The organism is Citrobacter sp. Cs237 (assembly GCF_030332325.1).
Lineage (GTDB): Bacteria > Pseudomonadota > Gammaproteobacteria > Enterobacterales > Enterobacteriaceae > Citrobacter_A > Citrobacter_A sedlakii.
On the sequence record NZ_JAOWIB010000109.1, the window covers coordinates 559,845 to 583,728 of the forward strand.

At 55.8% G+C, this 23,884-nt stretch carries 18 protein-coding genes and 1 tRNA gene; 9 read left to right on the forward strand and 10 right to left on the reverse strand.

All coding sequences use genetic code 11. The features are described 5' to 3' along the window. Positions 1 to 5: 5 nt before the first annotated feature. The gene (locus OGY07_RS22795) at positions 6 to 1,154 is read right to left on the reverse strand and encodes an MFS transporter (protein WP_181821595.1); all 1,149 of its coding nucleotides are present in this window, start codon (positions 1,152 to 1,154) and stop codon (positions 6 to 8) included. A 313-nt stretch (positions 1,155 to 1,467) separates the two neighbouring features. On the opposite strand from OGY07_RS22795, the gene ycaC reads away from it, so the two are divergent. Next, on the forward strand, positions 1,468 to 2,094 hold the full coding sequence (gene ycaC, locus OGY07_RS22800; RefSeq protein WP_042288161.1) for an isochorismate family cysteine hydrolase YcaC: 627 nt from the start codon (positions 1,468 to 1,470) through the stop codon (positions 2,092 to 2,094). 73 nt (positions 2,095 to 2,167) lie between these two features. On the opposite strand, the gene OGY07_RS22805 is transcribed toward ycaC, so the two are convergent. The 8 genes from OGY07_RS22805 to lrp form a co-directional block, all read right to left on the reverse strand. Continuing rightward, positions 2,168 to 3,031 carry a dimethyl sulfoxide reductase anchor subunit family protein gene (locus OGY07_RS22805; protein WP_286603361.1) on the reverse strand — a complete coding sequence of 288 codons (864 nt, stop codon included), beginning with the start codon at positions 3,029 to 3,031 and terminating at the stop codon, positions 2,168 to 2,170. Position 3,032: 1 nt separating this feature from the next. Continuing rightward, a complete protein-coding gene (gene dmsB / locus OGY07_RS22810; protein WP_181821597.1) occupies positions 3,033 to 3,650 on the reverse strand; it encodes a dimethylsulfoxide reductase iron-sulfur subunit DmsB in 618 nt (205 codons plus the stop codon). A 10-nt stretch (positions 3,651 to 3,660) separates the two neighbouring features. After that, the gene (gene dmsA, locus OGY07_RS22815; RefSeq protein WP_042288168.1) at positions 3,661 to 6,105 is read right to left on the reverse strand and encodes a dimethylsulfoxide reductase subunit A; all 2,445 of its coding nucleotides are present in this window, start codon (positions 6,103 to 6,105) and stop codon (positions 3,661 to 3,663) included. A gap of 234 nt (positions 6,106 to 6,339) precedes the next feature. Next, positions 6,340 to 7,632, reverse strand: a complete 1,293-nt coding sequence (serS, locus tag OGY07_RS22820) for a serine--tRNA ligase (RefSeq protein WP_042288170.1) — start codon at positions 7,630 to 7,632, stop codon at positions 6,340 to 6,342. Between the two features lie 91 nt (positions 7,633 to 7,723). Continuing rightward, positions 7,724 to 9,067: a replication-associated recombination protein RarA gene (gene rarA, locus OGY07_RS22825; RefSeq protein WP_060569521.1), complete on the reverse strand. Its 1,344-nt coding sequence runs from the start codon at positions 9,065 to 9,067 to the stop codon at positions 7,724 to 7,726. A gap of 8 nt (positions 9,068 to 9,075) precedes the next feature. Beyond that, positions 9,076 to 9,687, reverse strand: coding sequence for an outer membrane lipoprotein periplasmic chaperone LolA (gene lolA, locus OGY07_RS22830; protein ID WP_042288173.1), 612 nt, complete (start codon positions 9,685 to 9,687; stop codon positions 9,076 to 9,078). A gap of 145 nt (positions 9,688 to 9,832) precedes the next feature. Next, positions 9,833 to 13,681: a DNA translocase FtsK 4TM domain-containing protein gene (locus OGY07_RS22835; RefSeq protein ID WP_286603364.1), complete on the reverse strand. Its 3,849-nt coding sequence runs from the start codon at positions 13,679 to 13,681 to the stop codon at positions 9,833 to 9,835. A gap of 134 nt (positions 13,682 to 13,815) precedes the next feature. Then, the gene (gene lrp, locus OGY07_RS22840) at positions 13,816 to 14,310 is read right to left on the reverse strand and encodes a leucine-responsive transcriptional regulator Lrp (RefSeq protein ID WP_000228469.1); all 495 of its coding nucleotides are present in this window, start codon (positions 14,308 to 14,310) and stop codon (positions 13,816 to 13,818) included. A gap of 544 nt (positions 14,311 to 14,854) precedes the next feature. Here lrp and trxB point away from each other — a divergent pair. The 5 genes from trxB to infA all read left to right on the forward strand — a co-directional run bounded on the left by trxB (position 14,855) and on the right by infA (position 20,687). Next, positions 14,855 to 15,823 (forward strand): thioredoxin-disulfide reductase, encoded by a 969-nt coding sequence (gene trxB, locus OGY07_RS22845; protein ID WP_042288179.1) that lies wholly within the window; start codon positions 14,855 to 14,857, stop codon positions 15,821 to 15,823. Between the two features lie 114 nt (positions 15,824 to 15,937). After that, positions 15,938 to 17,704, forward strand: a complete 1,767-nt coding sequence (cydD, locus tag OGY07_RS22850; RefSeq protein ID WP_286603374.1) for a heme ABC transporter permease/ATP-binding protein CydD — start codon at positions 15,938 to 15,940, stop codon at positions 17,702 to 17,704. Further along, the gene (cydC, locus tag OGY07_RS22855) at positions 17,705 to 19,426 is read left to right on the forward strand and encodes a heme ABC transporter ATP-binding protein/permease CydC (RefSeq protein ID WP_286603377.1); all 1,722 of its coding nucleotides are present in this window, start codon (positions 17,705 to 17,707) and stop codon (positions 19,424 to 19,426) included. It begins immediately after the preceding gene. Between the two features lie 42 nt (positions 19,427 to 19,468). Then, positions 19,469 to 20,173 (forward strand): leucyl/phenylalanyl-tRNA--protein transferase, encoded by a 705-nt coding sequence (gene aat, locus OGY07_RS22860; RefSeq protein WP_042288185.1) that lies wholly within the window; start codon positions 19,469 to 19,471, stop codon positions 20,171 to 20,173. Between the two features lie 295 nt (positions 20,174 to 20,468). Further along, positions 20,469 to 20,687, forward strand: a complete 219-nt coding sequence (infA, locus tag OGY07_RS22870) for a translation initiation factor IF-1 (RefSeq protein WP_001040187.1) — start codon at positions 20,469 to 20,471, stop codon at positions 20,685 to 20,687. A gap of 73 nt (positions 20,688 to 20,760) precedes the next feature. Here infA and OGY07_RS22875 read toward each other — a convergent pair whose 3' ends face one another. Continuing rightward, complete coding sequence (locus OGY07_RS22875) at positions 20,761 to 21,669, reverse strand: LysR family transcriptional regulator (RefSeq protein ID WP_200035746.1); 909 nt, start codon at positions 21,667 to 21,669, stop codon at positions 20,761 to 20,763. Between the two features lie 109 nt (positions 21,670 to 21,778). Here OGY07_RS22875 and OGY07_RS22880 point away from each other — a divergent pair, with 109 nt between their 5' ends. The 3 genes from OGY07_RS22880 to OGY07_RS22890 all read left to right on the forward strand — a co-directional run bounded on the left by OGY07_RS22880 (position 21,779) and on the right by OGY07_RS22890 (position 23,568). Further along, on the forward strand, positions 21,779 to 22,639 hold the full coding sequence (locus tag OGY07_RS22880; RefSeq protein ID WP_286603391.1) for a pirin family protein: 861 nt from the start codon (positions 21,779 to 21,781) through the stop codon (positions 22,637 to 22,639). A gap of 16 nt (positions 22,640 to 22,655) precedes the next feature. Then, a complete protein-coding gene (locus OGY07_RS22885) occupies positions 22,656 to 23,333 on the forward strand; it encodes an isochorismatase family protein (RefSeq protein WP_042288194.1) in 678 nt (225 codons plus the stop codon). Positions 23,334 to 23,480: 147 nt separating this feature from the next. Then, positions 23,481 to 23,568 (forward strand) — tRNA-Ser (locus OGY07_RS22890). Positions 23,569 to 23,884: the final 316 nt, after the last annotated feature.

Sequence of the window (23,884 nt, forward strand, 5' to 3'; positions counted from 1 at the left end):
CGTCATTAAACGTGAGCCACCGGGTTCGGCGTGTGCCCGGCATTACGCAGCAGCATCAGTAAATAAATAAACGAGACGCTGGCAATCATAATAAACAGCAGATTATCGGAATAATTCTGCATTAACATCGCGGTGAAGGAGGGCCCTAACAGGCTGCCCACGGTGTAGCTCAACAGCAATGCCTGGTTCATCGCCACAAGCTGATGCTGTTCCACTTTTTCACATGCCCATGCCATCGCCACCGGATAGAGGGTAAAACCTGCCGCCCCCAGAATAAACAACGCGGGGGCCATCGCGGCCTGGCTGAGCATCGCGATACTGCCGAGGATCACCACGAAGACCTGAACGCGCAGAACCAACAGGCGACCAAACTTATCGGCCAGACGTCCGATCGGCCACTGTCCCAGGATCCCGGCGCTAACCAGCACCGCCATCCAGAAACCGATGCTGGCGTTGCTGATCCCCTGGTGATTCAAATACAGCGGCATCAGACCGTACAGGGAGCCGAGAACAATTCCGGAGATAATACAACCATTCACCCCCAGACGCGCCTGACGCAACCTGAGCATCGACGTCACAGGCGTGGCGCTGTGTTCTTCCGACTGTTGATTCAGAATACGCGTGAAGAGCAGCGGTAAAATCGCCGCCAGTACCATACCCGTTACCCACGGCAACACATTCATCAGCTCCGTGGACACTTTGCTGACCAACAGCTGACCGAGGAATGTCCCCACGTAGTAAACCATCATATAAGCCGCCAGCAGGCGACCACGATTGCGTGAGGTGCCGCTGCACATCAGCGCACTTTCCACTACCACCCAGATCATGGCGCAGCCCACGCCCGCCACGAAGCGCCAGGCCAGCCAGCTCCAGAATCCGACCATTACCCCAAGCCCCACACAGCCAGCGGCAAAAATCAGCGAAGCAAGGTAATAGCTACGGTTAAACCCGAGATGTTTAATTAAATAGCCCGTCAGTAACGTACCCACCAGATTTCCGGTGAAATAAGACGAACTGATAATGCCCACCTGCCAGGTCGGCAGGTTTTCCTGAGCGAGCCAGAGCGGGACGAGCGTGTTCAGCACCGCGATCGCCAGGGTCAACAAAAGCAGGCCAGACAGCAAAAGCATGACGGGCCGGGTATAGGTGGACATGAGTATAAACCGTGAGGAAGTTCAAATTTCACGCGCATCATGCCACCAACAAAAACATTGTCAATCGGCTGAAACCGCGGCCTGACGGCCCTTTTTATGGTTCGATTCAATTTATTGATTGAGAAAATGTATTCTTACCGCATCGTCCCACTCAGGTGGCTGTTTTTATTGATTTATCGCTAAAAGGCGCCGCGTCGTTTGGTCGAAAAATCTCATAGTCCCACCAACAATTTTTTTTCCGTTCTATGCTTTGAGTGAACCTCCCGCACCCGGTTGGTTTCGGGTGTTTCGCTGACTCTCTCAAGGAGAAGAAATGGCCAAGCCTTATGTTCGTCTCGATAAAAATGATGCTGCGGTTCTTCTGGTCGATCACCAGGCCGGATTGCTCTCACTGGTCAGGGATATCGATCCCGATAAATTCAAGAATAACGTTCTCGCCCTCGGTGATTTAGCCAAATATTTTAAGCTGCCGACTATCCTGACAACCAGTTTTGAAACGGGTCCAAACGGGCCGCTGGTCCCCGAACTGAAGGCGCAATTTCCGGACGCCCCCTACATTGCGCGTCCCGGCAATATCAACGCCTGGGATAACGAAGACTTTGTCAACGCCGTGAAGGCGACAGGGAAAAAACAGTTGATCATTGCCGGTGTAGTCACTGAGGTTTGCGTGGCGTTCCCGGCGCTTTCGGCCATTGAGGAAGGGTTTGACGTTTTTGTGGTGACCGATGCCTCGGGCACGTTCAATGACATTACCCGCCTGTCGGCGTGGGATCGAATGTCGCAGGCTGGCGCGCAGTTAATGACATGGTTTGGCGTCGCCTGTGAGCTTCATCGCGACTGGCGCAATGACATTGAGGGGCTGGCGACGCTGTTCTCAAATCATATTCCGGATTACCGTAACCTGATGACCAGCTACGATACCCTGACGAAGCAGAAATAGAAAACCGGGGTCAACGCCCCGGTTTGGTGAGAGAGCCGGATGGCGTTGTCGCCATCCGGTAATTCCCTGTACGTTAACTGGCTACCGCTACGCCCACGGTCATATGCAGACCGTAGAACACGCCGCGGCCAATCAGTTCACCGACCAACAGCAGAACAAATGCTACCGAAAGCAGCGGTACCGCCGGCTGGTAGCCTTTCAACTGCGGCACAATCCAGCAGCAGAGCGCCACGGTGAGAACAACTATGCGCCAGGCCATCAGCGTACCGTAATCCGGCACCAGCGCCGACGCCTGTTGAATGGAGCTATAGATAGTCGCCAGCTCGGCGCCTTGCATCACCGACATAACCGCGCTCACAACCAGCGCCAGCAGTGAAACCGCAGGCAGCAGACGCATCGCCCAGCCATCGACGTCAGCCACGCGCAGCAGCAGATAACCGAGCAGCGGCCCCCCCAAAAACAGCGTCAGGAAGAAGCCCATCGGCGTCCAGAGGCTGTACCAGGTCGGTACGGTATCGATGCTGTTATAAACGCGAACCATCATCCAGACAAATATCACGCCCAGAATCATGGTGACGATCAGCCACACTGTGCGTAACGCCGGAGAGAGCTTTTTCATCACGGCCAGCAGCCAGCCGATACCGCCAATCGCAAAGAAAACAGAGCCGCTGGCGATTTCATTACTCAGCGCCGACGACCCTACGCGATTCAGCGAATTAAACGCGCGCATCGGCGAGCCGAGGTGCAGCATGGAGGCGATAAAACCAATCCCCATCAATACCCATAACGCAAACATACAGCGGATCACCCGCTGCTGCGTCTCTGCGCGCAGGTCGCCTTTGATCAGCGCCAGCGCCAGAACGATAAAGCCACCGACTACACACTGCCCGAAGACCGTGAAGATCATTAGCGGCCATTCATGCCATCCACTTACCATCTTACACCTCCTTCGGATTGGCCAGATAACCCGTGGTGTCTCCCGTCGGGCGGCTGTTGGCGTTAGGTTTGATTACAATATTAGGTTTAGTGAAATGCGCCCCCGGCAGCGGAGCGACAGCGGCCAGATCGCCGTGTTTTTTACGCAGTTCATCAATCGGACCGAAGTCCAGCGCGCGCAGCGGACAGGATTCCACACAGATCGGTTTTTTGCCTTCCGCCACACGGTCATGGCAGCCGTCGCATTTGGTCATATGACCTTTGGCGGCATTGTATTGTGGCGCGCCGTACGGGCAAGCCATATGGCAGTAGCGGCAGCCAATGCACACATCTTCATCGACCACCACAAAACCGTCTTCCCGTTTATGCATCGCCCCGCTTGGGCACACCTTGGTACAGGCAGGGTCTTCACAATGGTTACACGAAATGGACAAATAGTAGGCAAAGACGTTCTGGTGCCAGACGCCGTTATCCTCCTGCCAGTCGCCGCCTGCATACTCGTAGATGCGCCGGAAGCTGACGTCCGGGGTTAAGTCTTTATAATCTTTACAGGCCAGTTCGCAGGTTTTGCAACCGGTGCAACGGCTGGAATCAATAAAAAATCCATACTGGGTTGTCATCGGCTACTCCTTACACCTTCTCAACCTGAACAAGGTTCGTATGTGACGGGTTCCCCTTAGCAAGAGGAGACGGACGCTGGGTGGTCAGCACGTTGATACAACCGCCCTGATCGATGCGTTTTGCATCCGGGTCGTACCACGCCCCTTCCCCTAACGCGACGACGCCCGGCATCATGCGCGGCGTGACTTTCGCCTCAATGTGCAGCTCGCCTCGACCGTTGAAAATACGCACCTTATCGCCATTGCTGATACCGCGCTTCTGAGCATCAAGCGGGTTGATCCACATTTCCTGGCGGCAGGCCGCTTTCAGCACCTCAACGTTGCCATAGGTGGAGTGGACGCGAGACTTATAGTGGAAGCCCGTCAGCTGTAACGGATAGTCTTTCGTCAGCGGATCGTTGTAATTCTCAAAGCCCGGGGTGTAGATCGGTAATGGATCGATCACGTCCCCTTCCGGCAATTCCCAGGTCGCAGCTATCTCGGCCAGTTCCTGCGAGTAGATTTCGATTTTGCCCGACGGGGTGGTCAGCGGGTTCGCCTGCGGGTCTTCACGGAAGGCTTTATACGCCACGTGATGCCCTTGCGGATCGCGCTGTTTAAAGATGCCCTGCTTGCGGAACGCTTCAAAGGTCGGCAGGTCGGGAATCGCTTTACGCGACTGCTCGTACAGATGACGCATCCACTCTTCCTGCGTGCGCCCCTCGGTGAACTGCGCCTCCACGCCCAGACGCTTCGCCAGCTCGCTGGTCATCTGGTAGATGGTCTTGCACTCAAAACGCGGCTTGATGGCCTGGTCAGCGAAGATAACGTAGGACATGTTGCCGCAGGAGGCATCCAGCGCGAAGTCCATCTGCTCAGAAGCCGTGCAGTCCGGCAGTAGAATATCGGCGTATTTCGCCGACGAGGTCATATGACAGTCAATGACGACAATCATTTCGCACTTCTTGTCATCCTGCAGGATTTCATGGGTGCGGTTGATTTCTGAATGCTGGTTGATCAGGCAGTTACCTGCATAGTTCCAGATCATTTTAATCGGCACGTCGAGTTTATCTTTGCCACGCACACCGTCACGCAGCGCGGTCATTTCCGGGCCGCGCTCAATGGCATCCGTCCACATAAACATGGAGATACTGGTTTCAACCGGATTTTCCAGCGTCGGCATACGCTCAAAAGGCAGCGAGTAAGAGCCTTCACGCGCGCCGCTGTTGCCGCCGTTAATACCCACGTTACCGGTCAGGATCGCCAGCATCGAGATCGCACGGGTAGCAATTTCACCGTTCGCGTGACGCTGCGGTCCCCAGCCCTGGCAGATGTACGCAGGTTTCGCGCTGCCAATTTCACGTGCCAGTTTGACGATGCGGTCTGCCGGAATGCCGGTGATCTGCGCCGCCCATTCAGGCGTTTTGGCTATGCCGTCTTTACCTTCCCCCAGAATATAGGCTTTGTAATGACCGTTTTTCGGCGCGCTGGCGGGCAGCGTTTTTTCATCGTAGCCCACACAGTATTTGTCGAGGAACGGCTGATCGACCATGTTTTCGGTAATCAGTACATACGCCAGCGCATTCACCAGCGCGGCGTCGGTTCCCGGACGAATCGGGATCCACTCATCTTCACGACCTGCACCGGTATCGGTATAGCGCGGATCGATAATAATCATCCGGGCGTTAGACTTCTGCCGCGCCTGCTCAAGGTAGTAGGTTACCCCACCGCCGCTCATGCGCGTTTCACCTGGGTTATTGCCAAACAGCACAACCAGTTTACTGTTTTCAATGTCGGATGGGCTGTTTCCGTCGGCCCACCCGCCATAGGTGTAGTTCAGACCGGCGGCTATCTGGGCTGAAGAGTAATCGCCGTAGTGGTTGAGGTAGCCGCCACAGCAGTTCATCAAACGCGCGACCAGCGTTTTCCCTGGCGGCCATGAACGGGTTAACGTGCCGCCCAACGTCCCGGTACCGTAGTTCAGATAGATGGATTCGTTACCGTACTCTTTGATCAGCCGCTGCATATTGCTGGCGATGATGTCGTAGGCTTCATCCCAACTGATGCGTTCAAACTTTCCTTCACCGCGTTTGCCAACGCGCTTCATTGGATACTTAAGACGATCCGGATTATAAACGCGACGACGCATTGAACGCCCACGCAGGCACGCCCTTACCTGATGCAGACCATCGTAGCGATCATCGCCGGTATTGTCTGTTTCAACGTATTTGATTTCGCCATCCACCACATGCATACGCAGCGGGCAACGGCTGCCGCAGTTCACGGTACACGCGCTCCAGATAACTTTTTCGCTGGCCTGCGCTGGGCTGATGGCTTCGGCGGCGTTAGCGATTCGGGTAAATGGCAGGGTAAACGCGCTGCTGGCCATTGCCAGACCGCCTATGGCCGTCGTTTTTACTAAACCACGACGACTCACCTCAGCTGCCATAACGGCATCGGGGATCTTAGTTTTCATAATGGCTCACTCTGCTTGCTCACAGTAAAAGTGCAAAAATTAACGTTATTATTTGAATATGAATGCGACGCTATATAGTTACATATACAACGAAATAGTAGGATGACAGCGAAAAATGCTGAATTTCATTCGAAGGTAGTATTACTCCGTAGGGAGTATGAATTATTGTCCGGTGTCAAACAGGCACAAAAAAAGCGCCATCAGGCGCTTTTTTAGGGAAGGATGGCGTAACTATCAGCCAATATATTCCAGTCCGTTCATATATGGACGCAGTACTTCCGGCACCTGAATGCGGCCATCAGCCTGCTGATAGTTTTCCATCACCGCAACCAGCGTACGTCCTACCGCCAGACCAGAGCCGTTCAGGGTATGTACCAGACGGGTCTTTTTGTCGGACTTACTGCGGCAGCGTGCCTGCATACGGCGTGCCTGGAAGTCCCAGACGTTCGAGCAGGAAGAGATTTCGCGATAGGTATTCTGCGCCGGGATCCACACTTCCAGATCGTAAGTTTTGCAGGCGCCAAAACCCATATCACCCGTGCAAAGGATAATCTTACGATACGGCAGACCCAGCAACTGCAGCACTTTTTCGGCGTGGCCGGTCATCTCTTCCAGCGCCGCCATGGAATCTTCCGGACGGACGATCTGCACCATTTCCACTTTGTCGAACTGGTGCATACGGATCAGACCACGGGTATCGCGACCATATGAACCGGCTTCGGAACGGAAGCACGGCGTGTGCGCGGTCATTTTGATCGGCAGCTGATCTTCGTCGATGATTTCATCACGCACCAGGTTGGTCAGCGGCACTTCCGCCGTTGGGATCAGCGCATAGTTGCTGCTGTCCGCTTCTTCTTCCAGCGGACGGGTATGGAACAGATCGCCGGCAAACTTCGGCAACTGTCCGGTACCGTACAGCGTGTCGTGGTTAACCAGATACGGGACGTAATTTTCGCTATAACCATGCTGTTCAGTGTGCAGATCAAGCATGAACTGAGAAAGCGCACGGTGCATACGGGCAATCTGCCCTTTCATGACCACAAAACGCGAACCCGTCAGCTTCACGGCAGCGGCAAAATCAAGACCGGTATGCATTTCACCCAGCGTGACGTGATCGCGCACGTCGAAATCAAACTCGCGCGGGGTGCCCCAGCGGCTGACTTCAACGTTGTCGTTTTCATCTTTCCCCACCGGCACTTCGTCAGCAGGCAGGTTTGGAATGTTCAGCGCGATGTCACGGATCTCAGCCTGCAGAACGTCCAGTTCGGCTTTCGCTGCGTCCAGCTCTTCACCAAGCTTGTTCACTTCCAGACGTAAAGGCTCGATATCTTCCCCGCGCGCTTTTGCCTGGCCGATGGATTTCGATCGAGAGTTACGCTCTGCCTGCAGGTTTTCCGTATTGACCTGCAAAACTTTACGACGCTCTTCAAGAGCGCGCAGCTTATCTACATCCAGCTTAAAGCCCCGGCGTGCCAGTTTTTCAGCGACTGCGTCTGGCTCATTACGCAGCAGATTGGGATCGAGCATGCTTATCCTGTGCTTATCGAATTAAAAGAGGAAATGTGACCACAGCCTGCAGTCACAGGGATACAGTGCCAACATTACCGCAACGCCTGCACTAACGGTAGCGTTTTATAGGGCTATTTTGATCCTGTCCGGCGAGCCAGGCGAGCTTTTCGCCAATCTTGCCCTCAAGACCTCTGTTGGTGGGATGATAATAACGCGTTTGTGCCATTTCCTGAGGAAAATATTCTTCGCCCGCGGCGTAGGCATTCGGCTCGTCGTGGGCATAACGGTATTCCTGACCGTAACCCATCTCCTTCATCAGCTTCGTCGGCGCATTGCGCAGATGGACAGGCACATCGTAGTCCGGACGTTCTCTGGCATCCGACATGGCCGCTTTGAAGGCGGTATAGACCGCATTACTTTTCGGCGCGCAGGCCAGATACACAATCGCCTGCGCAATGGCGCGCTCGCCTTCTGCTGGACCAACGCGAGTAAAGCAGTCCCATGCGGAAATCGCGACCTGCATCGCACGCGGATCGGCATTGCCGACATCTTCTGAGGCGATAGCCAGGCAGCGGCGCGCAACATACAACGGATCGCCGCCCGCGGTGATGATACGCGCATACCAGTAGAGCGCCGCATCCGGCGCGCTGCCGCGCACCGACTTATGCAGCGCGGAAATCAAATCGTAAAAACGATCGCCCTTATTGTCGAAACGGGCGCTGCGCTCTCCGGCAATCTCGGTCAGCAATGCAGGAAGGAGAACGCGTTTACCGCTGTCGTCGACTTCCGCCATATCAGCCATCATTTCCAGCGTATTCAACGCCCGACGGGCATCACCGTTGACCAGTTCAGCAATCGCCCGACGCGTTTCATCCGGCAGCACGATATCCTGCCCCCCGTAGCCACGGGATTTATCCTCCATCGCCTGAGTGAGAACCTGTTCGATGTCTCCGGTCGTCAACGATTTCAGCAGATAGACACGCGCACGGGAAAGCAATGCGGAATTCAACTCAAAAGACGGGTTTTCCGTTGTCGCGCCGATAAAGGTAATAGTGCCGTCTTCAATATGCGGCAAAAAGGCGTCCTGTTGGCTTTTGTTGAAGCGATGAACTTCGTCGACAAACAGGATTGTACGACGCCCGGCATTTCGATTTTGCCGCGCGCGTTCAATGGCTTCGCGGATCTCTTTGACGCCGGACGTAACGGCGGATATCCGCTCAACGTCAGCGTCGGCGTAACGGGCAATCACTTCGGCAAGAGTGGTTTTCCCGGTCCCGGGCGGCCCCCACAGGATCATGGAATGCAGATGCCCGGCTTCAATAGCGCGGGGCAAGGGCTTGCCTGCGGCCAGCAGATGCTGCTGGCCGATATACTGCGCTAAATTTTCTGGCCGCATCCGCGCGGCCAGTGGCTGAAAAGTATTATCTGAAAAATCGAGCGACAGATTGCTCACTCATGCCTCTACTTACGTTGGTCGTCTACCGTTACGCCTTGCGGCGGGGTAAAGGTAAATTTCGATGCGTCGACCGCGCCGTTCTGCTGAGATTTCAGCTGGTAACTGCTGCGCTGGTCGTCCTGTTCCACGGCGCTGAACTGATGAATTGTCCCGTCACGTCCCACATTGATGGTGAACTGCTTCAGGTTTCCGTTGCTGGCTTTCGGCGTCAGCACAAAATCATCGCCATTTTGCTTGATATTATACTGCTGCCAGTCGCTGGACTGGTTGCGGGCAATGAGCATAAATGGCGTATTGCCGGTCGCGTCTTTCAGCCAGGTGGCGGTAGCCTGCTCAACGAACGGGTTGTAAAACCACAGGGTTTTACCGTCGGACACCAGAATACTTTCGTCAGGCTGCGTCATATGCCAGTTAAACAGATTGGGACGCTTTACCCACAGATCGCCCTGGCCTTCCTGAACGGCGGTGCCGCTGCCATCTGTCACTTTTTGCGTGAAGCTGGCATGGAAGCTGCTCACTTTATCCAGACGGCTTTTCAGATCGCTCGCGGCATCTGCCCAAACGCTACTGACAACGAACCCTGAAAGCAAAGCACAGGTGATGGCAATTTTTTTCATTGTTATTCCTCAAAATACGTCACTCCCGACCGGGAGTTCCTTCTGCTATCCATTCCAGGCCAAAATTCAGCGTGAGGAAAGAAGATTAAACTGAATTCGTGGTTATTGGCCGGATAGCCTCTTGTGACTTATCCGGCCAACAGAGTTACTCAAAGGGCGGCGGCGCCAGCACTTCACGGTTACCATTATGGCCCTGCTCGCTGACGATCCCCTGCGCCTCCATCTGTTCGATAATTCTCGCCGCACGGTTGTAACCGATACGGAACTGGCGCTGTACGCCTGAGATAGAAGCCTTGCGTTTTTCAGTCACAAAGTTGACCGCCTGATCGAATAACGGATCCAGCTCTTCGCCGCCGTCAAAGCCACCGCTGCCGCCTTCGCTTTCGCTGTCGGACGTAATACCGTCAACATATTGTGGACGACCGCGCGCTTTCCAGTCCTGGACCACGGCATGCACTTCCTGGTCACGAACAAAGGCGCCGTGAACGCGTACCGGCATGGTGGAGTTAGGCCCGGAATAAAGCATATCCCCCATTCCCAGTAAAGATTCGGCGCCGCCCTGGTCGAGAATGGTGCGCGAATCAATTTTACTGGAAACCGTAAAGGCGATACGGGTCGGGATGTTGGCTTTGATCAGACCGGTAATAACGTCAACGGACGGACGCTGCGTCGCCAGCACCAGGTGAATCCCCGCCGCACGCGCTTTTTGCGCCAGGCGGGCAATCAGTTCTTCGACTTTCTTACCAACGGTCATCATCAGGTCGGCGAACTCATCGACCAGCACGACAATGTACGGCAGTTTTTCCAGTACCGGGTGCTGAGCGTCCATACTGTCGCCCGGCTTCCAGTATGGATCCGGAATCGGACGCCCCATCCGCGCCGCCTCAGCGATTTTCTCGTTGTAGCCGGCCAGGTTACGCACGCCAAGCGCGGACATCAGTTTATAACGACGCTCCATCTCGTTCACGCTCCAGCGCAACGCATTGGCGGCGTCTTTCATATCGGTCACCACTTCCGTCAGCAGATGCGGGATCCCTTCATATACCGACAGTTCGAGCATTTTCGGGTCGATCATGATAAAGCGCACGTCTTCCGGCTGCGCTTTGTACAACATGCTCAGGATCATGGCGTTAACGCCAACGGATTTACCGGACCCGGTAGTCCCTGCTACCAGAAGATGCGGCATTTTCGCCAGATCGGCCACCACCGGATCGCCGGCAATGTCTTTACCCAACACCACGGTAAGCGGTGACGGATTTTCGCGGAATTTGGCGTTATCCAGAACCTCACGCAAATAAACGGTCTGACGTTTCTTGTTCGGCAGCTCCAGGCCCACATAGGGTTTGCCCGGAATCACTTCGACCACGCGCACCGCGACGGTCGAGAGCGAACGCGCCAGGTCGCGGGAGAGGTTAGAAATACGCGCGGCTTTAACACCCGGCGCCAGGTTCAACTCAAAACGCGTGATCACCGGGCCAGGTGAATAGTTCACCACGTCCGCTTTAATACGGAAGTCTGCCAGGCGTGCTTCGACCAGACGCGCCATCTGTTCCAGCGCAAACGTGTCGACAGGTTCTACTTCGCTCGGCGGCGGCGTCAGCAGATCCAACGACGGCAGCGGCGTAGTCGGTTTTTGCAACGGACGGCTGTCACCGTTACGCATCAACAACGGATGGATCAGGCTTTCCTGAGGTTGTTGCGCGACCGGCTGTTGCGGTTGCTGATAATGCTGCTGCGGCGCGACCGGCTGCTGCGGTTGCTGATAATGCTGCTGCGGTTGCTGATAATGCTGCTGCGGTTGCTGATAATGCTGCTGCGGCGCGACGGGCTGTTGCGGTTGCGCCGGTTCAGGCATCACGCCCGGCGTAAACAACGGTTCATGCGGCCCTTCATCCACCAGCGCTTTCATTGGCGAAAAGGCAAAATCGTCCAGAGAGAAAGGGTTCGCTCCGACAGGCTGTTCACCGGAATAACGCTGTTGCTGCGAGGAAGCAAACTGACGGGCCAGCTCAGCTTCTGCCGCGGCATCATCATCTTCTGCCTGCTGTGAATCGTGCTGATACGTCTCGCCATAACGGCTCTGCTGCGACTGGGCGAACTGACGCGCCAGTTCGTCTTGCTGCATGGCGTCAATTTCGTCGTCGCTATAGTGCTCGTCATGAAGCTCCGCTTCGCGCGCCCTCTCTTCGGCCATACGCTGGGAAGGAAGCTTGATGCCATACGACGCCAGCTCACGACGCGTCGGGACACGCACACGATTTGGACGCGGCAACTGGGGACCAATACCTTCTTTCACCTGCGGACGCGGCGCACCGCCGTTCGCAAGGCTAAATACCGGCGCGGCGGCGGCAGATACGCCGGCAGCCTGGGTGGCGCCCTTAACCCCAGCGGCGACAGGCGCGACCGCCGCCGATTCAACTGGCGGAACAGCAGCAGAAACCGCGGGTTTTACCGGCTGAGGCTCTTTCACCGGTTCCGGTATCGGCTGATACCATGCGGCTAACTGCTCACGCTCGCGGGCGCGTTTTTCCTCAACTTCTTCAAAATAGTACAGCGGCGGACGCGCGGGTTTTGTCTCTTCAACCACGGGCTCAGGTTCGGCAGTCGGCTGCGTCGCTGTCACGGGTTGATGGGCGTAGTCCGGCTCAGGTTGCTGAACCGGCGGCGGATACGCAACGGGTTGTACCGGCTCAGGCGGTTGCGTCAGTTCCGGCTCCTGCCACTGCGGTTGCGGCGCGGCAGGTTCAACGTAAGGGGCTGTAACCTGCTGTGGCGCGTAATACGACGGCTCAGGTTGTACAGGCTGCTGCGGCGCGTAATGTGACGTTGTTTGCGAAGGAGATGGCGTCCGGGACGGATAGCCGTCCGGCGAAGGGGCAATCACCGGTTCGCCCGTCTGCGGGCCGGGAACAGGTTGCCATTCCACGGTCGGCGGGGTCGGGACAGGTTCCGCGCCTGGCACCTGCGGCGTTTGCATCACCGGGTCAGCAGGCGCAGCCCAGGTCTGCGTCGCGGCGGTTGCCGCAGCGGCAGCGGCGACGGGTTCAGTGACGGAGTGACCGTTTAACAGGGGATCGAATTCGTCATAGTCCGGCTGGGTTGCCCGATGCCCCGAGAACAGAACATCGCCAGGATCCGCCGGTACGCCGCGAGCGCTCCAGGCAATGTCATCTTCGTCATCCATACGTTTACCGGAGAACAGCGCCGCATCGGTCTGACGACCATGAGGATTGATAAATTTCTCCGCCAGACGTTTACGTCGCGCCAGCGCGCCACGCAGGATGCGTGCGCGACGGGATTCACGCTGCACACCCTCGGCCTCGTCTTCGTACTCGTCTTCATCGTCATAGTCGTCTTCCACCCAGGTATCGTCACGACGGGTGCGATTGCTGGCGAAAGTCAGAATATTGAGCAGCCAGCCGCCGATTTTTTCAGCGATGGTAACCCAGGACCAGCCGGTAAAAAGCGTTAACCCCGCCGCCCAAATACACAGCAGCGCGATCGTGCCGCCGCTACTGTGCAGCAACGGTTGCAGAGTGGTGCTCAGCAGGCTGCCGATCACTCCGCCAGAAGCAAAATACCAGATATCATCGGCATTAATTGCAGCGAGGCCGCAGGAGGTCAGAATCAGCGCCAGAACGCCGATCAGTCGCAGCGAAACGGCAAAATAGTCGATATAGTCATCGGTGGCCTGGTGCCGCCAGGCAAACCAGCATCCGCCGACAATGATCACCGGGATGGTGTATGCCATGACCCCGAAGATAAAGAATAACGTGTCTGCCAGCCACGCGCCGGGGATCCCCCCCAGATTGTGGATAGGCTCATGCCAGGCCGTTTGCGACCAACTGGGATCGGAAGGATTGAAGCTGAGTAAGGCGGCCATCAGCCAGACGGCAAAAAGCGCAATAAGGATGAGCAACGCCTCCAGAAGTCGGCGCCCGCTGCTTAACTTTGTCAATGTGACTTCTTTGTCTTCAGTGTATTCCTGGCTCAAAAAAGGCTCTCCAGGTTTCAGGCTTTTCCTGCCCGGTGCTAAAACGGACAACAGCACCGGGTTGCCCCGGCACTGTTGCTGTATGGATTAACAGGAGTGTAATCAAAATACGCCGATTTTGCACCTGTTCCGTATTAGCGTGTCTTAATAACCAGACGATTACTCTGTTTGACTTCTTCCATCACCACATAGGTACGCGTGTCATTTACGCCAGGCAGTCGCAGCAGGGTTTCACCCAGCAGCTTACGGTAGGCTGACATATCCGGTACACGCGTTTTCAACAAGTAGTCGAAATCACCTGAAACCAAATGACACTCTTGAATCTCTTCAAGTTTTTGTACAGCGGCGTTAAATTGTTCAAACACATCCGGCGCGCCACGATTCAGAGTAATCTCAACAAATACCAGAAGTGATGCATCCAGATAATGTGGGTTTAACAGTGCCGTATAGCCCTGAATGAAACCCTGTCTTTCCAGACGACGCACACGCTCAAGACACGGCGTCGGGGAAAGACCCACTCGTTTAGAAAGCTCGACGTTGGAAATACGCCCATCCTTTTGCAGCTCATTAAGAATGTTACGATCGATACGGTCGAGATCTTTGCCAGGGCGCTTCTTGCTATCTACCATTATTATTGTCTCTCTGTATTCCTTCCCTACTCCTGCCTGACTCTATAAACATCATGTTCAGAGTCGATGCCCATCACCACAGACCGAACCCAGAGGGATTAGCGGCGCGCAAGCCTGCGTCCGTGGTGAGAAGACCGTTGCCTGAAGGCAGCTATCGACATCACGAATGGCGTCTGTCCACGCCATGCGTAGATTTCGCTAGCCCGGTAAACATGGTATTTACATGCATGATTATGCAGCACACACATAACACTGTTTTTTTCTTCCTCGAATGTTTTCGCAAAACAGCAGGGGATTGTCAAAGTAAAACATCGATTTTTAGTACAACATGCCAGTTATTCATTGCGAGTGGTGACAATTCGTCATTTTATCACCTTATAACTGACCACTTTTAAGTAGATTTGGTTATACCCTTGCGGCGAAACGGCGCACCGATTGTCCGTCTCTATTACACAAATTGTTAACAAAATCGCTGCACTCTTTTTTTACGTCGGTAAATTCCCTACAATCCTGCCCATTGCCTGCCAACAACTATGGGGATCTCATGGGCACGACCAAACACAGTAAACTGCTTATCCTGGGTTCCGGCCCGGCGGGATATACCGCTGCGGTCTACGCCGCGCGCGCAAACCTGCAGCCGGTGTTAATCACCGGCATGGAAAAAGGCGGTCAACTGACCACCACGACGGAAGTGGAGAACTGGCCGGGCGATCCTAACGATCTGACCGGGCCGCTGCTGATGGAACGCATGCATGAACATGCAACCAAATTCGACACCGAAATTATTTTCGATCACATCAATAAGGTGGATCTGCAAAATCGTCCTTTTCGTCTGACGGGCGACAGTGCGGAATACACCTGCGATGCGCTGATTATTGCGACCGGCGCGTCCGCGCGTTATCTCGGTCTGCCTTCTGAAGAGGCGTTCAAAGGCCGCGGTGTGTCCGCCTGCGCCACCTGTGACGGTTTTTTCTACCGCAACCAGAAAGTGGCGGTTATCGGTGGCGGCAACACTGCCGTTGAAGAGGCGCTGTATCTGGCAAACATCGCCGCTGAGGTACACCTGATTCACCGTCGCGACAGCTTCCGTGCGGAAAAAATCCTGATCAAGCGTCTGATGGATAAAGTGGAAAACGGCAATATCGTGCTGCATACCCACCGTACTCTGGAAGAGGTAACCGGCGACCAGATGGGCGTAACAGGGCTGCGTCTGCGCGACACGCAGAATGCCGACAACATTGAAACCCTGGACGTGGCGGGTCTGTTTGTCGCGATCGGCCATAGCCCGAACACGGCGATTTTCGAGGGGCAACTGGAACTTGAAAATGGTTACATTAAAGTGCAGTCCGGTATTCACGGCAACGCAACGCAGACCAGCGTCCCGGGTGTTTTCGCGGCAGGCGACGTAATGGATCACATTTATCGTCAGGCGATCACCTCTGCGGGTACTGGCTGTATGGCTGCGCTGGATGCGGAACGCTATCTCGACGGTTTAGCCGACGCGTGCAAATAAGTTTTACAAATCAGTAACAAAAGTAAATAAGGCGACTATAAGTCGCCTTTATTTTTGCCGCGTTGTAACATTGCCCTGCCGAAAAATACTGACAACTCACCTGCAAAGCGCGCAATGAATAAAACCCGTCAAAAAGAGCTAACTCGCTGGTTAAAACAGCAAAGCGTCATTTCCCAACGCTGGTTGATGATTTCCCGTCTGCTGGGATTCGTGAGCGGCGTGTTGATCGTCGCCCAGGCCTGGATCATGGCCCGCATTTTACATCACATGATCATGGAAAATATCCCCCGCGAGGCGCTTCTGATGCCTTTTGTTATCCTGGTTCTGGTGTTCGTGCTACGCGCGTGGGTCGTATGGCTACGGGAACGGGTCGGGTTCCACGCGGGACAACATATTCGCTTCGAGATCCGTCGTCAGGTGCTGGATCGTCTGCAACAGGCCGGTCCGGCATGGATCCAGGGAAAACCGGCGGGCAGTTGGGCCACGCTGGTGCTGGAACAAATTGACGACATGCATGATTACTACGCCCGCTACCTGCCACAAATGGCACTGGCAGTATGCGTACCGTTGCTGATTGTGGCGGCCATCTTCCCCTCTAACTGGGTTGCTGCGCTTATTCTTCTGGGAACCGCCCCACTGATTCCGCTGTTTATGGCGATGGTCGGCATGGGCGCAGCCGATGCGAACCGACGCAATTTTCTGGCGCTGGCGCGTCTGAGCGGCCATTTCCTCGATCGGTTACGCGGCATGGAAACCCTGCGTATTTTTGGACGCGGCGAAGCAGAAACAGACAGCATTCGCGCGGCGTCACAGGACTTTCGCCAGCGCACCATGGAAGTGCTCCGTCTGGCCTTCTTATCTTCCGGCGTACTGGAATTCTTTACCTCGCTCTCAATTGCGCTGGTCGCGGTTTACTTTGGCTTCTCTTACCTGGGCGAGCTGGACTTCGGGCACTACGGCGCAGGCGTGACGCTGACGGCGGGTTTCCTCGCGCTGATTCTTGCCCCCGAGTTTTTCCAGCCGCTGCGCGACCTCGGTACGTTTTACCATGCCAAAGCGCAGGCGGTCGGCGCGGCTGACAGCCTGAAAACGTTTATGGAAACACCCCTTGCTCATCCGGAACGTGGCGAGGTTGAGCTTTCCACGAAAGAGCCCGTTTCAATTACCGCCGAAAATCTCATCATTACCTCCCCGGAAGGCAAACCGCTGGCAGGACCGCTGAACTTTAGCCTCGTTCCCGGGCAGCGCGCGGTGCTGGTGGGGCGCAGCGGTTCTGGCAAAAGTTCGCTGCTGAATGCGCTGTCGGGGTTCCTGCCGTATCAAGGATCGCTACGCGTCAATGGCGTAGAGCTGCGTGATTTGATCCCGGAATCCTGGCGCCGGCAGATCTCCTGGGTGGGACAAAATCCCCAACTGCCTGCCGCAACGCTGCGTGAAAACGTGCTTCTGGCGCGCCCGGAGGCCAGCGAGCAGGAGCTGCGCGCCGCGCTCGACAGCGCGTGGGTAAGTGAGTTCCTGCCGCTGCTGCCGCAGGGGATCGACACGCCGGTGGGCGATCAGGCTGGTCGTTTGTCCGTCGGCCAGGCACAACGTGTGGCCGTGGCTCGCGCCCTGCTCAACCCATGTCAATTGCTGCTGCTCGACGAACCGGCCGCCAGTCTGGATGCGCACAGTGAACAGCGGGTCATGCAGGCGCTGAAAGAGGCGTCCCAACGCCAGACAACGCTGATGGTTACCCATCAGCTTGAAGATCTTGCCGACTGGGACACCATACTGGTGATGCAGGACGGACAGATTGTCGAACAGGGTTCCTGGGCCGAGCTCAGCGCAGCGCAGGGCGCGTTTGCGACACTGTTAGCCCATCGTCAGGAGGAGATTTAAATGCGCGCGTTGCTGCCTTATCTGACGCTGTATAAACGTCACAAATGGATGTTAACGCTGGGGATTGCCCTTGCCATCCTCACGCTGCTCGCCAGCATTGGCCTGTTGACGCTCTCCGGCTGGTTCCTCTCCGCCTCCGCGCTGGCGGGCTTTGCCGGTATTTACAGTTTTAACTACATGTTGCCTGCGGCAGGCGTTCGCGGTGCGGCGATTGCCCGTACCGCCGGGCGCTATTTCGAGCGTCTGGTCAGCCACGACGCCACCTTCCGCGTATTGCAGCATCTGCGTATTTACACGTTTAGCAAGCTGCTTCCTCTCTCCCCTGCCGGGCTGGCGCGTTATCGTCAGGGCGAACTGTTGAACCGGGTGGTGGCGGATGTGGATACGCTGGATCACCTATACCTGCGGGTTATTTCGCCGCTGGTGGGCGCGTTCGTGGTAATCATGGTGGTCACGCTCGGCCTGAGCGTACTGGATTTTACCCTCGCCTTTACCCTTGGCGGCATTATGCTGCTGACGCTGTTTATCATGCCGCCCGCTTTTTATCGCGCGGGTAAAGCGACCGGACATCATCTTACGCATCTGCGCGGTCAGTATCGCCAGCAACTCACCGCGTGGTTACAGGGTCAGGCCGAGCTGACCCTTTTCGGCGCAAGCGAACGTTATCGCGCGCAGATGGAAGCCACGGAATTGCAGTGGCACGAAGCGCAGCGTCGCCAGTCAGAGCTGACGGCGCTTTCTCAGGCGCTAATGTTGCTGATTGGCGCGCTGGCTATCCTGCTGATGCTGTGGATGGCCTCCGGCGGCGTAGGCGGAAATGCGCAACCTGGCGCGCTGATCGCTTTGTTTGTCTTCTGTGCGCTGGCGGCCTTTGAAGCCTTAGCGCCCGTGACCGGTGCTTTTCAGCATCTGGGGCAGGTGATCGCCTCCGCATTGCGCATTACCGAGCTGACGGAGCAAAAGCCGGAAGTGACCTTCCCGGCAAGTGACTTTAGCGTCCCCGCGCGGGTGGCGTTGACCCTGCGCGATGTGTCATTCCGCTACCCGGAGCAGGCGCAAAACGCGCTGGATTCCTTGTCTCTTACGGTCAAACCCGGCGAGTATATCGCCATTCTGGGCCGTACCGGATGCGGTAAATCCACATTGCTGCAACTGCTGACCCGCGCCTGGGATCCGCAACAGGGCGAGATTTTGATTAACGATCTCCCCCTTTCTGCGTTCAGTGAAGCGACGCTCCGCAAAACCATGAGCGTCGTGCCGCAGCGCGTACATCTGTTTAGCGCCACCCTGCGCGACAATCTGCTGCTGGCGGCGCCTGATGCCAGCGATGACTCGCTTGCAGATACGCTGCGTCGCGTGGGTCTGGAAAAACTGCTTGAGGATGCTGGCCTTAACAGTTGGTTAGGAGAAGGCGGTCGCCAATTGTCCGGCGGCGAACTTCGCCGTCTCGCCATCGCCAGAGCGCTGCTGCATGACGCGCCGTTAATGCTGCTGGATGAACCAACCGAAGGGCTGGATGCGACCACCGAAAGCCAGATGCTGGAATTACTGGCTGAAGTAATGCGTGAAAAAACGGTGCTGATGGTGACCCATCGCCTGCGCGGGCTGGCGCGATGCGATCGGATAATAGTCATGGACAATGGGCAAATTATTGAGCAAGGTAATCACGCAGATCTGTTAGCCATGCAGGGTCGTTATTACCAGTTCAAGCAAGGTCTGTAAGCTATTATTTAACGATCTTATGCGTAGTGGAGTTCTGCTGTCATGCGGCTGGTTCAGCTATCTCGTCACTCAATAGCCTTCCCTTCGCCGGAAGGCGCTCTACGTGAGCCAAACGGTCTGCTGGCGCTTGGCGGCGATCTCAGCCCGGCACGTCTGCTGATGGCCTACCAGCGCGGTATTTTTCCGTGGTTTTCTCCGGGCGACCCGATCCTGTGGTGGTCCCCCGATCCGCGCGCGGTGCTTTGGCCGGAAACGTTTCATCTCAGCCGCAGCATGAAACGCTTTCATAAACGCTCACCTTATCGTGTTACGCTGAACTATGCCTTTGGTCAGGTGATCGAAGGCTGCGCGAACGATCGTGACGAAGGCACCTGGATCACGCCAGCCGTTGTCGAAGCGTATCAGCGCCTGCATGAATTAGGACACGCCCACTCCGTTGAGGTCTGGCGCGACGATGAGCTTGTCGGCGGCATGTACGGCGTTTCGCAAGGGGCGTTATTTTGCGGCGAGTCAATGTTCAGCCGCCGGGAAAACGCGTCGAAAACCGCGCTGCTGGTATTCTGCGCAGAATTTATCCGGGAAGGCGGCAAACTGCTCGACTGCCAGGTGCTGAACGATCACACCCAATCGCTGGGCGCCGTTGAAATCCCGCGCAGAACATATTTGCATCATCTCGACACCTTACGTCAGTTACGTTTACCCAGCCATTTCTGGGTGCCGCGGACGTTATTTTTGCCTCAGACGTGAATGTTTTCGGCACATTTTTTATCAGGGTGTTATAATTGCCGCGCAGAGAAGGTTTAGCCCATTACCCCGCTGCCGTTAAGGATCCATTCGCGTCAGGTAACGCCCATCGTTTATCTCATCGCTCCCTTATACGTTGCGCTTCACGTGCGACTTTGTCGTGTGTTTCAGAAGCAATCCGGAGTAATGCGCCAAATCTCGTTTGCAGCGTTTTAAACGTACAAATCTTTACTTATTTAAAGAACTTCGGCATTATCTTGCCGGTTCAAATTACGGTAGTGATACCCCAGAGGATTAGATGGCCAAAGAAGACAATATTGAAATGCAGGGTACCGTTCTCGAAACGTTACCTAACACCATGTTCCGCGTAGAGTTAGAAAACGGTCACGTGGTTACTGCACACATCTCCGGTAAAATGCGTAAAAACTACATCCGCATCCTGACGGGCGACAAAGTGACTGTTGAGCTGACCCCGTACGACCTGAGCAAAGGCCGCATTGTCTTCCGTAGTCGCTGATTGTTTTCACGCCTCAATGGCGTACAGATGAGAAAAGGTCGGTTTATCCGGCCTTTTTTGTCTACGCTGATTTTCATTCTTCCGTCATCTGCGCATATTCATCTGTTAAGAAATCCACCAGTGCCCGAACGGACGGCAGCAGGCCACGCCGCGACGGGAAAACGGCGTGAATCACTTCCCTTCTCGGTTCCCACCCTTCCAGTAAAGGAATAAGCTCTCCGGCAGCAAGCTGTTCTTTTACCATCAGCATGGGCAGTTGCACGGCGCCGACGCCTGCTACCGCCGCTTCGCGTAGTGCCAGCATGTCGGTGGTAATTAAGCGTGGCGTAAAATGAACCTCCGCCCTGGCGCCTTGTGGGCCATAGAGTTCCCAACGATGAATATGTTTTCCAGCAGAAAGACTCAGTCCTGGCCAGCGGGTTAATTCAGCCGGAGAGACAGGGACGCCCATCCTCGCCGTCAGCGCTGGACTGGCAAAGATGCGATGCGCCCGATCGGCCAGCACCCGCATCACCAGATCGCTGTCCTCAAACGGTCGCGGCCGCACACGGATCGCAACATCCACGCCTTCAGCAACCAAATCGACGCGTCGGTTAGTCGCTTCCAGTTGCAGCGTTACCTCGGGGTAGCGGGCCATAAACTTTGCCAGCATGGGGCCTACATGGACATGCAACAGCGTAACCGGACAGGTCAGCCTGACCACTCCGCGTGGTTCCACCTGCAATGCGGCGATGGCCTCCTGCGCCGCCTGCGCTTCTATCAGCATCGCTTTGCAATGCTCATAAAACGTCTGTCCGACTTCGGTGACGTTAAACTGCCGTGTCGTTCGTTGAATAAGCCGCACCCCCAGTTGCTCTTCCAGTTGCGCAATCCGGCGACTGAGTTTGGACTTTGGTTCATCCAGTACACGCCCTGCGGCGGCAAATCCGCCCTGCTCGACCACATGCACAAACCACGCAAAATCATTGAGATCCGGCTTCATTCTTATTGTCTCATTTATAGAACGATGAAGACCATTTTAGCGAATACTCTGCTCGTTGTCTTAAATATAAGCTTATTGACATCAAGACAACGCCAATGAGGAGACTACGATGAAACAGGTGACAGGCGTCTATACCGCGCCTCGCCCGCACTGGGTTGGCAATGGATTTCCGGTTCGCTCGCTGTTTTCTTACCAAAGTCATGCGCAGCAGTTAAGCCCGTTCCTGCTGCTGGATTACGCCGGTCCGCACACTTTTACGCCCGCAACTGAAAAACGTGGCGTGGGCGAGCATCCCCACCGGGGGTTCGAAACCGTCACTGTCGTCTACAACGGCGAAGTTGAGCACCGGGACTCTACCGGACGCGGCGGCATTATTGGTCCCGGCGACGTACAGTGGATGACAGCCGGCGCGGGTATCCTGCATGAAGAGTTTCACTCAGATGCCTTTACCCGTAAAGGCGGTGAACTGGAGATGGTCCAGCTATGGGTGAATCTTCCTGCCAAAGACAAAATGGCGGCGCCGGGCTATCAGAGCATCACCCGTGAACAGATTCCCGTCGCCGGATTACCCGATGACGCCGGTACGTTACGGGTGATTGCCGGCGAATACCGGCAATTTACAGGGCCTGCGCATACGTTTTCACCCCTCAACGTGTGGGATATGCGACTTAAGCAGGCGCATCCGGTCACGCTGACGCAGCCGGATGGCTGGAGTACTGCGCTGGTCGTTCTGAAAGGCACGATCACGGTGAATGGCACGACCACAGTCGGTGAAGCGCAGCTGGTGGTGCTCAGTCAGACAGGCGAAACGCTGCACCTGGAAGCCAACAGCGATGCCAGCGTCCTTCTGCTGTCAGGAGAGCCGTTAAATGAGCCGATCGTCGGTTACGGTCCCTTTGTAATGAACACTAAACAGGAAATCGCGCAAGCCGTTCGCGATTTTAACACTGGCCACTTCGGCCAAATCTGAATTGAAGGAGAAGATGATGTCCAGTCCAGCAAATTTTAATGGCGCACGCCCGGTTATTGATGTGAACGATGCGGTTATGTTGTTAATCGATCACCAGAGTGGCCTGTTTCAGACGGTCGGTGATATGCCCATGCCGGAACTGCGCGCCCGCGCGGCGGCGTTAGCGAAAATGGCGACTCTCGCGAAGATGCCGGTGATCACCACGGCCTCTGTTCCGCAGGGGCCGAACGGGCCGCTGATCCCGGAAATTCACGCTAACGCGCCGCACGCCAGGTATGTCGCGCGTAAAGGGGAAATTAATGCCTGGGATAACGCCGGGTTCGTCGATGCTGTCAAAGCGACGGGTCGGAAAACGCTGATTATCGCAGGCACCATTACCAGCGTTTGCATGGCCTTTCCGGCCATCAGCGCCGTAGCCGAAGGTTATAAAGTGTTTGCGGTGATCGATGCGTCCGGAACCTACAGCAAAATGGCCCAGGAGATCACGCTTGCCCGTGTCGTTCAGGCGGGCGTTGTGCCGATGGACACGGCGGCAGTGGCATCTGAGCTTCAGGGGACCTGGAACCGTGAGGATGCGGCGGAATGGGCTGAGGTGTATACCCATGTCTTCCCGGCGTATCAACTGCTAATTGAAAGTTACAGCAAGGCGCAAGATGTGGTGAAGCATAACGAAACGCTGGATTCTCAGCGTTAAAAGGCAGCCCCGGCGCCTGCCGTCGGGACTGCTGCTCACTGTGTAACCAAATAAGATGTTAAGCGTAAATACTGCTTGACCCTTTTCGCGCAACTCCCTATAGTAGCGCCCCGTTGCCCCCCAAGCGGCCAGGCAGCAATACAATATGGTGAGGTGTCCGAGTGGCTGAAGGAGCACGCCTGGAAAGTGTGTATACGGCAACGTATCGGGGGTTCGAATCCCCCCCTCACCGCCATATTTAAGAAAGAGCGCGTACGAAAGTACGGGCTTTTTTTTGCCTATTGCACATTCCGGGGGGATGAGAACCCCCGACCGGGGTCGACAACGGGCGAAGCCCGTTGGACAGACCGGACGCGCAGCGAACGGGCTGCCCGCAGGGCGAGCGAAGCGAGTCAATCCCCCCCTCACCGCCATATTTAAGAAAGAGCGCGTACGAAAGTACGGGCTTTTTTTTTGCCTATTGCACACTCCGGGGGATGAGAACCCCCGACCGGGGTCGACAACGGGCGAAGCCCGTTGGACAGACCGGACGCGCAGCGAACGGGCTGCCC